We start from the raw sequence: 13,412 nt of genomic DNA, 5'->3' as shown, positions 1-13,412 counted from the left end.
TGTTCGTACGACAGGGCCGAACGAACCCGCCTGACAGGGACCTACGGGGTCAGGTCCGCGAGCAGCAGCCCGCTGCGCGGTTTCGGCGTGAAGTAAGTGCTCTTGCGGGGCATCTTCGAACCCTCGAGCACCTCCTTCAGCGGTACCGGCGCGATGAGCAGCACCGCTTCGGCCTCGGCCGAAGGATCGGTGACCGCCCGCACGCGCGGGCTCTCCGGATCGAGCCCGAGAGCCCGGTCCAGCAACAACGACTCCACGACGGCGTGGTCGATCCCTTGTCCCGCAGGAAGTTCGACCCGCAGCACCTCGTCGGTGCAGCGCACCACGACCACGCCCGGTTCCGGATCGACGACGTACGGCAACGACGAGACCGTCAACCCGACCCGTCGCCACGCCGTCACCAGATCGGACGCGCCCAACCCGGTGCCGGTGATCGCGCGGTGGATCGGCCCGATCCGCAGCCCCGGCCCGGACGTGACGAGCGCGAGCAGGCCGGACAACCCCGCCTCCCTGGCCGCGGCCACCCGGTGGTTGCCGTCCGCCACGAGCAACGGATGCGCGCCCGCGGCTTCCAGGAACGCGTCCTGCGACTCGCCCGGCCCCACCAGCCACACCCAGTGCCTGCGCCCGCCGGAGTCCACAAGCGACACCGCCGGCTCGTCGGTCATGCCGAGCACCAACGACGTCAGCCCGTCGTGGCCGGAATGATTCAACTCGGTGACCGGGACCAGCATCGCCGCGCTCGTCGCGATGCCGAGCGAGGCCAGCACCTGACCGCGTTCGGCGACCACGTCCGGGTAGACGTCCTCGGTGTGCGCGATCGCGTCCGGGTCGACCAGGCACAGCAACCCGCACGCCGTGCCGTCCGGTCCGTCCACCCGGTACGGCGCGACGACGTCGGTCACCTCGCGGTACGCCCGCCGGATCAGCGCCGCGAGTTCGGCACGGGCGGCCGGCAGCGCGTCGAGCAGCCCCGTCCCGGCCGCCAGCGCCGCCGGGGTGCGATGGGGGTGCTGCACGGCCAGCAACGTGCCGTGCGGGGCTCTGGCGAGCGCGCCGATCACCTGTCCTGGTTCGGCGAACTCGTCGACGTCGGGGCCGGGCACGCGGTCGCGCACCACCCACCCCCGTCTCACTGGGCGTACTCGCAGAAACATCCCCGTATCATGATCTGTGTGAACGTAGAGATCACGCCTTTGCCGGGTATCGGAACGCGCCAGGACTTCACGATCCGCGCCGGACGTCGCGTCGGCGTGATCACCTACCGGGACGGCCGGTTCGAGCTGATCCTCTCCAAGGCGAGCGATCCCGACTCCTGCGCCGCCTCGATACCCCTCTCACCGGAAGAGGCGAGCACGCTCGCGGGCCTGCTCGGCGCGCCGCAGCTCGTCGCCCACCTGCGCGAGGAGCACCGCGACATCGCGGGCATCACGACGCGCCAGCTGCCGGTCACCGCGTTCGCGAACCACACTCTCGGTGAGACCGCTCTGCGCACCAGGACCGGTGTGTCCATCGTGGCCGTCGTGCGCTCGGGCAACGCGCATCCGTCGCCCGGCCCCGACTTCATCTTCGAAAACGGTGACCTCGCTGTCGTCGTCGGCACCGCGGCAGGCCTCGACGCCGCCGCTGAGATCCTCCACGGCGGTTAAGCACAGTGCACCAGACAACTTTGGCCATGATCCAGCTCGGCGCGGTGTTCTTCGGCCTCGGCCTGCTCGGCCGCGTCGCTCGCCGGATCGGCATCTCCCCCATCCCGTTGTACCTGATCGGTGGTCTCGCGTTCGGCGTCGGCGGCTTAGTGCCGTTACAAGGAATCGAGGAGTTCACGCACATCGCCAGCGAGATCGGCGTTGTGTTGCTGTTGTTGCTGCTGGGTCTTGAGTACTCGGCGTCCGAGCTCACGACCGGGCTGAAGAAGTCCTGGATGGCCGGCGTGCTCGACCTGGTGCTGAACGCGGCGCCGGGCGCGATCGCCGCGTTGCTGCTGGGCTGGGGCACGGTCGGCGCGCTGGCGATGGCCGGCGTCACCTACATCTCGTCGTCCGGCATCGTCGCGAAGGTGCTGGGCGACCTCGGCCGGCTGGGCAACCGCGAGACGCCCGTGGTGCTGTCGGTACTGGTGTTCGAGGACCTGGCGATGGCCGTGTACCTGCCGGTGCTCACGGCCGTGCTGGCGGGTGTGAGCATCATCGGCGGGCTCACCTCGGTCGGCATCTCACTGCTCGCGATCACCGTGGTCCTGGTGGTGGCGTTGAAGTACGGCCGGTTCATCTCGGCCATTGTGGACAGTCCGGACCACGAGGTGTTCCTGCTCAAACTGCTCGGCTCGGCGTTGCTCGTGGCCGGCATCGCCTCGCAGCTGCAGGTGTCCGCCGCGGTCGGCGCGTTCCTGCTCGGCATCGCGATCTCCGGTTCGACCGCCGAGAACGCGACACGGCTGCTGGAGCCGCTGCGCGACCTGTTCGCCGCGATGTTCTTCGTCGTGTTCGGACTCAACACCAACCCGTCGACGATTCCACCCGTTCTTGGAATCGCCGTGGCGCTCGCCGCGGTCACGACCCTCACCAAGGTCGTCACCGGCTGGTGGGCCGCCCGCCGGCAGGGCATCGGCAAGATGGGCCGCATGCGTGCGGGCGCGGCACTCGTGGCGCGCGGCGAGTTCTCCATCGTCATCGCCGGGCTGGCCGTGGCGTCCGGCCAGGTGGACGACCGGCTCGCGGCGCTGGCCACCGCGTACGTGCTGCTCATGGCGATCCTCGGGCCGATCGCGGCCAAGTACGTTGAGCCAATCGGTGAATTCTTTCAGCGCAAGCGGCAAATGGCCTGAAACAAGTGCCGCCGGATGACGACTCTCTCTAGTAGGGCTAGACGGAGAGTAGGGGCGAATCGTCATGACCGAACCCGCGGAAGTGGAGACCACCGGCCGGTTCCTGGTGCTGCTACAGGAAGACGCCATCGAAGAGGGGGTGGCCGAGCTCGGCGCGATCGCCGGGTTCGACCCGAACAGCGGCGAGCTGGACCCGGAGACCGTGCAGGTCTTCCCCGAACTCGGCGTGGCGGTGGTGTCCGCCGACCCGAACCTGCTGGCCGAGCTGAACGGCGCCGCCGAGCGTCCCGGCCCGATCCAGATCGTCGAACCGGAGCGCGTCGTGCACGCCTTCGACGCCGCACCGGCCGAGGAAGAACCCTCGGCCGAGGCCGACGAGTCCGTCCTGACCTGGGGCCTTCAGGCAGTCGGCGCGGACGTCAGCACGGCGACCGGCAAGGGCGTCAAGATCGCCGTGCTGGACACCGGTTTCGAGAAGAACCACCCCGACTTCGTGGGCCGCACCATCACCACGAAGTCGTTCATCGCCAATGAAGACGTGCAGGACGGCCACGGCCACGGCACGCACTGCATCGGCACGTCGGCGGGCCCGCGCAAGCCCGCCACGCCCCCCGGCTACGGCGTCGCCCACGAGGCCGAGATCTTCGCGGGCAAGGTGCTGTCCAACGCGGGTTCCGGCTCCGACGGCGGCATCCTCGCGGGCATCGACTGGGCCGTGAGCAACGGCTGCGCGGTCATCTCGATGTCCCTGGGCGCCGACGTCCCGGTCGGCACGCCCGCCTCGCAGATCTACGAGACCGTGGCCCAGCGCGCCATGGCCAAGGGCACCCTGATCATCGCGGCCGCCGGCAACGCCTCCTCGCGCCCGGCCAAGATCGCGCCCGTCGGCCACCCGGCCCGCTGCCCGTCCATCATCGCCGTGGCGGCCATCGACGTGAACCGGCAGATCGCGTTCTTCTCGTCGGGCAGCGCGGACAAGATCGGCCAGGTCGACGTGGCGGGCCCCGGCGTGGACGTCTACTCGTCGTTCAAACTGCCCGAGAAGTACGCCCGCCTGCGCGGCACCTCCATGGCGACCCCGCACGCGGCCGGCGTGGCGGTCCTGATCGCCGAGAAGACCGGCGCCCGAGGCTTCGAGCTCTGGGCCCGCCTCGCCCTGTCCTCCCTGCGGCTCCCGCTGCCGTCCACCGATGTCGGCGGTGGGCTAGTCCAGGCGCCATGACCGGTTCGGTGGACCAGGTGATGGTCTCCGTGACCGAGGGCAGCCTCCCGCGCGTCCTGAACGACCTGCGGGAGGCCGGCCTGGTGGTCGACACGGTGCTGGAGGCCCTGGGCGTGGTGACCGGCACGGTGGAGGTCCGCGCCATCCCCTCGCTGCTCTCCGTGCCCGGCGTCCTGGACGTCGAACGACAGTGGCGCGTACAGCTCCCGCCCTACTGACTAGGCTCTCCACCGACCCCATTCACGCGCGATCGAACACGTGTTCTACGATTGTGCGCGGGGTCACGTCGTTGCGGAGAGAGGAAACCTGATCGTGTCGGACACGCTCACCGAGGTGCAGGCAGTCGAGGAAACCGACGTGGAGGAGACTCCGGCGGCGGCCCCCGAGGCGACGAAGCCGGTAGAGGCTCCCAAGCCGGCCGCGGAGGCGCCCAAGGCCGAAAAGCCGAAGGCGGCCGCCCGCGCCAAGAGCACGGCGAAGAAGACCCGCACCGTGGAGCTCACGCTCACGGTGACCGGCACCGCCGAAGGCGAATGGCAGGCCGACCTGGTCCACGGCACGCAGCGAGTCGTGTCGGGCCTCGTCATCCCGGCCATCGCCGTGGCCAAGGCGGCCAAGGAGCTGCACGAGGACATCGCGGAGGGCATCGAAACGGTGCTCGAGGCGGCGCGCGACCAGCACCGCACCCGCATGGAGGAGCTGGAGGCCGAGCTGGCCAGGGTGAAGGCCCAGCTGGCCGAGCTTTCCGAGTAAGCCCGCAAGACACCTGAAGGGGTGGTCCGCTTCGGCGGACCACCCCTTCGGCGTTAGTCCATTGTGGACGCTCCGGCGAACGGTGCGTCAGCGGGACGGATCGAGCAGCAACTTCCCAGCGGTACGCCGAGCCCGCAGGTCCTCGTGCGCCTGCTGGATCTCGCCGAGTCCGTACTCCCCACCGGGAACGGCCTTCAGCTTGCCGTCCACCACGAGCTGGAAGAGTTCGGCCATGGCCCGGTGCGCCAACGTCCCGTGCTCGGCGTCGCGCACCTTCAGGGCGTGCGGCAGCCACATACCCGCAACGGCCGTGGAGTGCACGAGCAGTGCGCCGAGGTCGACCGGCTTCGGCCTTTCCCGCGAGGCCATCCCATAAAACGCAAGCCGCCCAAACGGAGCCAGCGCCACCAACGACTGATCAGTGGTAGCCCCTCCAGTCATGTCCAGCACCACGTCAACGCGCCGGCCGCCGTTGGCCTCCTTCAGCGCGGCGGTCATGTCCTCTGACCGCGAGTCGATCGCCACATCCGCCCCGAGATCCAACGCCAGCTTCCGCTTGTCGTCGGAGGAAGCCGTGGCGATGACCCGCCCAGCACCCCACAACTTGGCCAGCTGAACGGCGATCGTCCCCACGCCACCAGCAGCCGCGTGCACGACAACCGACTCACCGGGCTCCATGTGAGTCGACTTCCGCAGCAACAGCCACGCCGTGGCGCCCTGCACGATCAACGACAACGCCGTGAGGTCGTCCACCCCGTCCGGCACGTCGAACGTCGTCAACGCGGGCGCGACAGCCTTCTCCGCGTACCCACCGGAGTTCTTCGTCAGCGCGACAACCCGGCGACCATCAACGGTCGTGCCGACGACCTCACCGCCGGGCACCAGCGGCAGCGTCATCTGAGCCAGGTAGGAGTTCTCCGCCTGGTGCGTGTCCGCGTAGTTCAACCCTGCCCGCGAAACGTTGATCAGCACCTCGCCCTCACCCGCGACGGGGTCGGGCAGCTCCACCTGCTGCAACACCTCGGGCCCACCGAACTCGGTGATCTGGATGGCACGCACGTCAGTTCTCCTTGAGCGCGATGGAAATGGGGTCCTTCTGGGCGGCCGCGACCCGCGAGCCGTCAGCCGCACGAGGCCCAGGCGGGTTGCGGAAGCCGAACGGCTCCGACGGGCGGCCGGACTGCACGAACCAGGCCTCGCCGGTGCCCGAACCCTCCACAATGGACATGAAGGTGTCCACCACGGTCGACACCGGCAGGATCGGCATGCCGATCTCCTCCAGCGTCGAGCGCAGCGGCGTGATGATGTTGGTGTCCGCGAAAGCAGGACACAGCGCGTTGATCCGCACATCGGAATACGCCCCGCCGAGCGCGCGCACCAGGCCGACCACGGCGGCCTTGTTGGCGCCGTAGACGGGGTCGCCGGGTACCGGCATGAGGCCGGCCATCGACGCCGTCGCGATGATCTGGCCGCCGGAAGCCCTCAGCGCCGGCAGCGCGGCGTGCACGCCGTAGACCACGCCGTCGAGGTTGATGGCCATCGCGCGACGGTACTTCTCGACGTCGAAATCGTCGCCCAACGAGCACCCGGTGCCGATGCCGGCGTTCAGGAAGGCGATGTCCAACCCGCCGAACTCGCGCACGGCGACCTCAACCGCCTCGGCCGAGTCCGCGGGCTGGGTCACATCGCAGCGCACGAACACGCCGCCGACCTCATCGGCAACGACTTTGCCCTGGTCAGCGTCCACATCGGCGACCACGACCCGCACGCCGAGCGAAGCCAGGCGCCGGGCGGACGCGGCACCGATGCCGTTCGATCCGCCGGTGATGAGCGCGACCTTGCCGGTGAGTTCCACGGGCACCTGCCTCCTCGGGGGTGAGACTCCTAGGCAACATTCCGACCAGTCGGTATGGTCGTCCGCGCGGCGCTGGACGTCAAGCGGACTGATAGGTACGTTACTAAGCGCTTGCTTAGCTCACCATCCCCCAACGAAGGAGGACCCGTGGCCGACAGGGTTGCGATCGTCACCGGCGCGGCTCGTGGCATCGGTGCCGCGGTCGCGCAGCGTCTCGCCGCGGACGGCCTGGCCGTCGCGTTGCTCGACCTCGACGAGCAGGGTGTGCTCGACGGCGCCGACAAGATCGTCGCGGGCGGTGGGCGCGCCATCGGGCTCAAGGTCGACGTGTCCGACGAGGAGCAGGTCAACGCCGCGGTCGCGAAGGTCGCCGAGCAGCTCGGCGCGCCGACCGTGCTGATCAACAACGCTGGCGTGCTGCGCGACAACCTGCTGTTCAAGATGACCGCGAGCGACTGGGACACGGTCATGAACGTGCACCTGCGCGGCGCGTTCCTGATGAGCAAGGCCGTGCAGGCGCACCAGACGAAGGAAGGCTTCGGCCGCATCGTCAACCTCAGCTCCACCAGCGCGCTGGGCAACCGCGGCCAGGCCAACTACTCCGCCGCCAAGGCCGGTCTGCAGGGCTTCACCAAGACCCTCGCGATCGAGCTCGGCAAGTTCGGCGTCACGGTCAACGCGATCGCGCCCGGCTTCATCGCCACCGAGATGACCAAGGCGACCGCCGAGCGCATGAAGATCTCGTTCGAGGACCTGATCAACGGTGCCGCGCAGACGATCCCGGTCGCCCGCGTCGGCCAGCCGGAGGACATCGCGCACACCGCGTCGTTCCTCGTCAGCGAGGGCGCCGGGTTCGTGTCCGGCCAGGTCATCTACGTCGCCGGCGGACCGAAGGACTGAGGGCCCACATGCGCGCTTTCGAGAACATCGACGAACTGGTCGCGGCCAAGGGCGAGCACCTCGGTTTCGGCGAGTGGCACGAGGTCACGCAGGAGCAGGTCAACCTGTTCGCCGACGCGACGCTGGACCACCAGTGGATCCACATCGACGTCGAGAAGGCGAAGAAGGGCCCGTTCGGCGGCCCGGTGGCGCACGGCTACCTGACGCTGTCGCTGGTGCCGTTCCTGGTGCGGGACATCTACACCGTCAAGAACATCAAGATGGGTGTGAACTACGGCAGCAACAAGGTCCGCTTCCCGCAGCCGGTGCTCGTCGGCGCCAGGGTGCGCGCGGGCGTCGAACTGCTGGACATCACGGACATCTCGCTGGGCAAGCAGCTCGTGACCAAGGTCGTCATCGAGATCGAGGGCAACGACAAGCCCGCGTGCGTGGCCGAGATCGTCAGCGTCATTGTTCCTTGATCGAGTGGATCAGCAGATCCGCGTAGTGCTCCGCCAGCCGCCCGGCCGGGATCTCCCCGTCCGGGCGGTACCACGTACCCAGGTGGTGCAGCGAGCCGAAGAAGTAGTGCGTGGCGAGGTCCGCGGGCACGTCCGCCCGGAAGATCCCGTCCCGCTGCCCCTCCTCGACCAGACCGCGGAACTTCTCGTGGTAGCGCCGCCGTTCCGCCCGCACTTCCTTCTGCTTCTCGGCGGACAGATGATCGATCGACCGGAAGAACACCTTGGCCGCGTCGAAGTTGTCGACACTCGTGACGATCACGTCGATGGCCGCGTCGCGCAGCCGCTCGGTGACCGTGCCGTCACCCGAAGCGATCTTCTCCAGCCGTTCGGTCTGCATCCGCAGCAACCGCCCGTAGATCTCGTGCAGCAGGTCGTCCTTCGACCCGAAGTAGTGGTACATCGCGCCTTTGGTGACACCGGCGCGCTCCACGATCTCCTGCACGGCGACCCGCTCGTACCCCTTGTCCGCGAACAGGCGGGTGGCGGCGTCGATCAGTCTTTCAGGCACGGTCACGACCGGAGCGTACCTCCCGACCAAGGAGAATCCAGGCAATGATCAGTCGTTGGACCGTCGTCGTGGACCGCGACGACCTCACCAAAACCGAAGTCCTCCACGACGAACTGTCCCCCGAGCTCGAGGACTGCGAGGTGCTGCTGCGCGTCAGCCACACCGGCCTCACCGCCAACAACGTCACCTACGGCGTGATCGGCGACCTCATCGGCTACTGGAAGTTCTTCCCCACCACCGCGGAAGGCCGGGGCGTCATCCCGCTGTGGGGCTTCGCCGACGTCGTCGACTCCACTTTGGACTCACTGCCCGCCGGCACCCGCGTCTACGGCTTCCTGCCGATGTCGAGCCACCTCAAGGTCCGCGCCAAGCTGACCTCGGCCGGCTTCGTCGACACGGCCGACCACCGCGCCGAACTGCCGGCCGTCTACAACAGCTACCTCGTCACCACCAACGACCCCGCGTACAACGCGGAGCAGGAAGACCTCCAGGTCCTCTACCGGCCGCTGTTCATGACGTCGTTCCTGCTCGCCGACCAGGTGGCGAACAACGACTTCTACGGCGCCCGCACCGTCGTGCTCTCCTCCGCCTCCAGCAAGACGGCGTTCGGCACCGCACAGTGCCTGCGCGACAAGGGCGTGCGCCTGGTGGGCCTCACCTCGCCCCGCAACGTGGAATTCACCGAGAGCCTGGGCCTCTACGACACCGTGCTCCCCTACGACGCCGCCGTGGACGTCGAACCGAGCGTGTACCTGGACTTCAGCGGCTCGGCGGATGTCCGTTCGACGCTGCACGACAGGCTCGGCGACAACCTGGTGAAGGACATCTCGATCGGCCTCACCCAGCAGAAGGCCTCGGCGGACCCGCGCTCGCAGTTCTTCTTCGCCCCGGAGCAGCTCCGCAAGCGCACCGCCGACTGGGGCTCAGAGGGGCTCGCCGAGCGTTTCGGAGCGGCCTGGCACGCCTTCACCGCTCAGGCGGGCGGCTGGGTCGGCATCGCACGGCACAGCGGCCCGGACGAGCTCGTCGAGGTCTGGCAGTCCGTGCTGGCGGGCAAGGCGAACCCGAACACGGCCGACGTGATCACTTTCTGAGCAGTCCGGCCAGCAGTCCGGCGATGTTGTAGGCGTCGTCGTGGCCGCGGTGGTGCGTGCCGTCGAGCTTCTGCCCGGCGAGCCGCACCGCCTCGGCCATGCCGACCTCACGTGGCAACGCGTGCGCCAGCGCGAACAAGGTCTTGACGTTGACGTGCCGTGGCCCGAACGGATACCCCACGCCCAGGTCCTTGCACTGCCGCTCGAACATCTTGCGGTCGTAGTCGCCGTAGGAGGCCCAGACCCGGCGGTCCGACCGGAACTCCTTGCGCAGCACCGCGCACGCCTCGGCGAACGACACACCGTCAGCGACCTGGTCGGCGGTCAGCGTCGTCAGCCGGGTGCAGAACTCGCTGACCCGCGACCGCGTCGGCCGCACCAGCACACTGCGCCGCTCACCGCGCACGCCGGAGGACACCTCGAGCGGGCAGATCCCGATCTCGATGATCTCCGAGACCTCTCCTGGAGGCGGAGATCCTTCCCAGCAGGTCGACTCCACGTCGACGACCAGCACGTGGTCAAGAGCTATCACGTGCTGATCGTCCCGGACGTGTCCAACGACTAAACGATGCCTGCTCTTAGACGATGACAGCGCCACCGTCGACGACGAGCGTCTCGCCCGTGACGTACCCGCCGGCAGCAGAGGCCAGGAAGACGACGGCCGCCGCCAGCTCCTCCGGGTCACCGATGCGCCCGGCGGGCAGCGCGGCCTGCATCTTCTCCAGGTAGCCGGGCGGGTACTGGTCGGTCATCTCCGACGCGAAGAAGCCGGGGCAGATCGCGTTGACCCGGATGCCCTTGCGTCCGGTCCACTGCTGCGCCAGGTCCCGCGTCAGACCGAGCAGACCGGCCTTCGACGCCGAGTACGCGGCCTGCGGGATGCCGCCGGTCACCAGCCCGAGCACCGAGGAGATGTTGATGATCGAGCCGCCGGACTTCATCACCGCTGCGGCGGCCTGAGCCATCCAGTACGCACCGTTGAGGTTCACGTCCATGACACCGAGGAACTCCTCCGGCGTCTCCCGCGAAGCCGGCACCGCGGAAGCCACACCGGCGTTGTTCACCAGCACGGCGACAGTGCCGAACTCGGCAGCCGCACGAGCCACCTCACGGCAGTCGTCGGGCTGCGAGACATCCGCCTGCACGACGAGAGCGCGCCGGCCGACCGACTCGACGAGGGCCGCCGTGTCCTTCAGCTTGTCCGCGCGACGAGCCGCGAGCACGACGTCCGCCCCGGCCTCCGCGAGGCCCTTGGCGAACGCCACACCGAGGCCAGAGGACGCGCCCGTGACGATCGCGACCTTCCCGTCAAGCCTGAACTTGTCGAGGATTCCCACTACGAAAGCCTTTCCAGGATGATCGCCATGCCCTGACCGCCGCCGACGCACATCGTCTCAAGACCGAACTGCGCGTCGCGGGCCTGCATGCCGTTGATCAGCGTCGTCATGATCCGCGCGCCGGTGGAGCCGAACGGGTGCCCGAGAGCGATGGCCCCACCGTGCACGTTCACCCGGTCGATGTCGATGCCCAGCGCACGCTGGCTGCCGAGCACCTGGACGGCGAACGCCTCGTTGATCTCCACCAGGTCGATGTCCGAAATGGACAGACCGGCGTGACCGAGAGCCTGCCGGGTGGCGTCGACGGGCCCGAGCCCCATGATCTCCGGCGACAGCCCGGAAACACCGGTGGACACGATGCGCGCCAGCGGAGTCAGGCCGAGCTCCTTCGCCCGCGTGGAGCTCATGATCACGACAGCGGCCGCGCCGTCGTTCAACGGGCAGCAGTTGCCGGCCGTGATCGTGCCCTCGGGCCGGAAGGACGGCTTCAGCGCGGAAACAGCCTCGTACGTGACGCCGGCGCGCGGACCGTCGTCGGTCGACACCACGGTTCCGTCGGCCAGCACGACCGGAGTGATCTCGCGGGCGAAGAACCCGTCCGCGATCGCCTTCTCCGCGAGGTTCTGCGACCGCACGCCGAACTCGTCCTGGTCGTGCCGCGAGATGCCCATCTGCGTCGCGACGTTCTCGGCCGTCTGGCCCATCGCGATGTAGTAGTCGGGCAGCTTGCCGTCCAGCCGCGGATCGGTCCACGGGGCGTTGGACGCGGCCGTGGCCTGAGTGCGTTGCCGCGCCTCGTCGAACAACGGGTTGAACGACGGCGCACCGGAGTGCATGTACCGGGAAACGCACTCCACGCCGGCGGAGATGAACCCGTGCCCCTCCCCCGCCTTGATCGCGTGGAAGGCCATCCGCGCGGTCTGCACGGACGACGCGCAGAACCGGTTGACGGTCGTGCCGGGCAGGTTGTCGTACCCGAGCTGCACGGCCACCCGGCGCGCGATGTTCTGGCCGTGCTCGTCCTGCGGCTCGGCACAACCGAGGTGCAGGTCGGTGATCTCGGACGCCGGGATGTCGCCCAGCGCGGCGGAGATCACCTGCGCGGCCAGGTCGTCCGGCCGCAGCGAGACGAGCGAACCCTTGCGGGCGCGGCCGATCGGCGACCGGGCGGTGGAGACGATGACTGCTTCAGCCACAGAACACCCCTTACAGGCCGAGGTCGCGGCCGATGAGTTCCTTCATGATCTCGTTGGAGCCCGCCCAGATCTTCGTGACGCGGGCGTCCATCCACGCGCGGGCGACGCGGTACTCGGTCATGTAGCCGTAGCCGCCGTGCAGCTGCACACAGGCGTCGATGACCTCGTTCTCGACGTCGGCGCTCCAGTACTTCGCCTGCGCGGCCTCGACCGAGCTCAGTTCGCCGCGAACGTGCTGCATGGTCAGGGTGTCGATGAACGCCTGCGAGACGTCCAGCTTGGTGCGCAGCTCGGCGAGCTGGAACTTGTTGTGCTGGAACTTGCCGATCGCCTGGCCGAACGCCTTGCGCTCCTTGACGTACTCCAGCGTTTCGTCGAAGACGCCCTGCGCGTGCGCGAGGTTGGAGATCGCACCGCCGATCCGCTCCTGCGGCAGGCGTTCCATCATGTAGATGAAGCCCTGGCCCTCCTCGCCGATGACGTGCTCCTGCGAGAGCCGCACGTCGGAGAAGAACAGCTCCGCGGTGTCGGACGGGTGCTGGCCGACCTTGTCGAGCTTGCGGCCGCGCTCGAAGCCGGGCATGCCGGTCTCGACGGCGAACAGCGTGATACCGCGCGCGCCCTTCGAGGGGTCGGTCCGGGCCGCCACGACGATCATGTCGGCGGTGTAGCCGTTGGTGATGAACGTCTTGGAGCCGTTGAGGATCCAGTCGGATCCGTCCCGAACGGCGTTGGTCTTCAAAGCGGCGAGGTCGGAGCCACCGGAGGGCTCGGTCATCGCGATGCCGGTCTTGATCTCACCGGTGCACATGCCGGGCAGCCAGCGCTGCTTCTGCTCCTCGGTGCACAGGTCGACCAGGTAGGGCGCCACGACGTCACCGTGGATGCCCAGCGACGACGCGACCGCCGCGTTGACCCGGCACAGCTCCTCGGCGAACACCGTGTTGAACCGGTAGTCGTTCGCGCCGCTGCCGCCGTACTCCTCGGGGATCTCCAGACCGAGCAGGCCCTGCCGGCCCGCCTCCAGCCACACGTCCCGGTCGATCACGCGCTGCTCGATGAACTTCTCGACGTTCGGCGTGATCGTGCGCTCGACGAACGCCTTCGCCGACTCCCGGAACGCGGCGTGATCCTCGTTGAACAGCGTCCGCTGCACGACTACCTCCATACTAAGCGGTTGCTTAGCGCTAAGCGCCCGCTTAGCGTGCAGTACGATC

At 68.6% G+C, this 13,412-nt stretch carries 16 protein-coding genes; 8 read left to right on the top strand and 8 right to left on the bottom strand.

Annotation, left to right across the window (positions count from 1 at the left end; all coding sequences use genetic code 11):
- Positions 1 to 41 precede the first annotated feature (41 nt).
- On the bottom strand, positions 42 to 1,157 hold the full coding sequence (locus B0F77_RS08900) for a DUF1015 family protein (protein WP_086662321.1): 1,116 nt from the start codon (positions 1,155 to 1,157) through the stop codon (positions 42 to 44).
- Positions 1,158 to 1,175: 18 nt separating this feature from the next.
- Here B0F77_RS08900 and B0F77_RS08895 point away from each other — a divergent pair, with 18 nt between their 5' ends.
- The 5 genes from B0F77_RS08895 (at position 1,176) to B0F77_RS08875 (ending at position 4,802) form a co-directional block, all read left to right on the top strand.
- Complete coding sequence (locus tag B0F77_RS08895; protein ID WP_086662320.1) at positions 1,176 to 1,649, top strand: cation:proton antiporter regulatory subunit; 474 nt, start codon at positions 1,176 to 1,178, stop codon at positions 1,647 to 1,649.
- A 5-nt stretch (positions 1,650 to 1,654) separates the two neighbouring features.
- A complete protein-coding gene (locus tag B0F77_RS08890; RefSeq protein WP_086662319.1) occupies positions 1,655 to 2,827 on the top strand; it encodes a cation:proton antiporter in 1,173 nt (390 codons plus the stop codon).
- Between the two features lie 64 nt (positions 2,828 to 2,891).
- A complete protein-coding gene (locus B0F77_RS08885; RefSeq protein ID WP_086662318.1) occupies positions 2,892 to 4,049 on the top strand; it encodes a S8 family peptidase in 1,158 nt (385 codons plus the stop codon).
- On the top strand, positions 4,046 to 4,267 hold the full coding sequence (locus B0F77_RS08880) for a hypothetical protein (RefSeq protein ID WP_245847904.1): 222 nt from the start codon (positions 4,046 to 4,048) through the stop codon (positions 4,265 to 4,267). The genes B0F77_RS08885 and B0F77_RS08880 overlap by 4 nt, the downstream gene beginning before the upstream one ends.
- Positions 4,268 to 4,361: 94 nt before the next feature.
- Complete coding sequence (locus B0F77_RS08875) at positions 4,362 to 4,802, top strand: DUF6319 family protein (protein WP_245847903.1); 441 nt, start codon at positions 4,362 to 4,364, stop codon at positions 4,800 to 4,802.
- Positions 4,803 to 4,889: 87 nt separating this feature from the next.
- Here B0F77_RS08875 and B0F77_RS08870 read toward each other — a convergent pair whose 3' ends face one another.
- On the bottom strand, positions 4,890 to 5,861 hold the full coding sequence (locus B0F77_RS08870; RefSeq protein ID WP_086662317.1) for a quinone oxidoreductase family protein: 972 nt from the start codon (positions 5,859 to 5,861) through the stop codon (positions 4,890 to 4,892).
- Between the two features lies 1 nt (position 5,862).
- Complete coding sequence (locus B0F77_RS08865; protein WP_086662316.1) at positions 5,863 to 6,663, bottom strand: SDR family NAD(P)-dependent oxidoreductase; 801 nt, start codon at positions 6,661 to 6,663, stop codon at positions 5,863 to 5,865.
- 141 nt (positions 6,664 to 6,804) lie between these two features.
- Here B0F77_RS08865 and B0F77_RS08860 point away from each other — a divergent pair, with 141 nt between their 5' ends.
- Positions 6,805 to 7,557 carry an SDR family oxidoreductase gene (locus B0F77_RS08860; protein WP_245847902.1) on the top strand — a complete coding sequence of 251 codons (753 nt, stop codon included), beginning with the start codon at positions 6,805 to 6,807 and terminating at the stop codon, positions 7,555 to 7,557.
- Positions 7,558 to 7,565: 8 nt separating this feature from the next.
- Entirely contained in the window at positions 7,566 to 8,018 is a 453-nt protein-coding gene (locus B0F77_RS08855; protein WP_086662314.1) for a MaoC family dehydratase, read from the top strand.
- Here B0F77_RS08855 and B0F77_RS08850 read toward each other — a convergent pair.
- Entirely contained in the window at positions 8,005 to 8,574 is a 570-nt protein-coding gene (locus B0F77_RS08850; protein WP_245847901.1) for a TetR/AcrR family transcriptional regulator, read from the bottom strand. The genes B0F77_RS08855 and B0F77_RS08850 overlap by 14 nt on opposite strands.
- Positions 8,575 to 8,612: 38 nt before the next feature.
- Between B0F77_RS08850 and B0F77_RS08845 the strand changes: the two genes are divergently transcribed.
- Positions 8,613 to 9,662 (top strand): DUF2855 family protein, encoded by a 1,050-nt coding sequence (locus B0F77_RS08845; protein ID WP_086662312.1) that lies wholly within the window; start codon positions 8,613 to 8,615, stop codon positions 9,660 to 9,662.
- On the opposite strand, the gene B0F77_RS08840 is transcribed toward B0F77_RS08845, so the two are convergent.
- The 4 genes from B0F77_RS08840 to B0F77_RS08825 are packed head-to-tail and all read right to left on the bottom strand — an operon-like array spanning position 9,652 to position 13,351.
- Positions 9,652 to 10,194, bottom strand: a complete 543-nt coding sequence (locus tag B0F77_RS08840) for a 3'-5' exonuclease (protein WP_086662311.1) — start codon at positions 10,192 to 10,194, stop codon at positions 9,652 to 9,654. The genes B0F77_RS08845 and B0F77_RS08840 overlap by 11 nt on opposite strands.
- Before the next feature lie 46 nt (positions 10,195 to 10,240).
- Complete coding sequence (locus B0F77_RS08835; protein WP_045314876.1) at positions 10,241 to 10,999, bottom strand: SDR family NAD(P)-dependent oxidoreductase; 759 nt, start codon at positions 10,997 to 10,999, stop codon at positions 10,241 to 10,243.
- On the bottom strand, positions 10,999 to 12,195 hold the full coding sequence (locus B0F77_RS08830) for an acetyl-CoA C-acetyltransferase (RefSeq protein WP_086662310.1): 1,197 nt from the start codon (positions 12,193 to 12,195) through the stop codon (positions 10,999 to 11,001). The genes B0F77_RS08835 and B0F77_RS08830 overlap by 1 nt, the downstream gene beginning before the upstream one ends.
- Before the next feature lie 10 nt (positions 12,196 to 12,205).
- Entirely contained in the window at positions 12,206 to 13,351 is a 1,146-nt protein-coding gene (locus B0F77_RS08825; RefSeq protein WP_030469051.1) for an acyl-CoA dehydrogenase family protein, read from the bottom strand.
- Positions 13,352 to 13,412: the final 61 nt, after the last annotated feature.

The sequence above is a fragment of the Lentzea kentuckyensis genome, assembly GCF_002150765.1.
GTDB lineage: Bacteria > Actinomycetota > Actinomycetes > Mycobacteriales > Pseudonocardiaceae > Lentzea > Lentzea kentuckyensis.
This window is presented reverse-complemented; position numbering and strand designations above follow the sequence as displayed.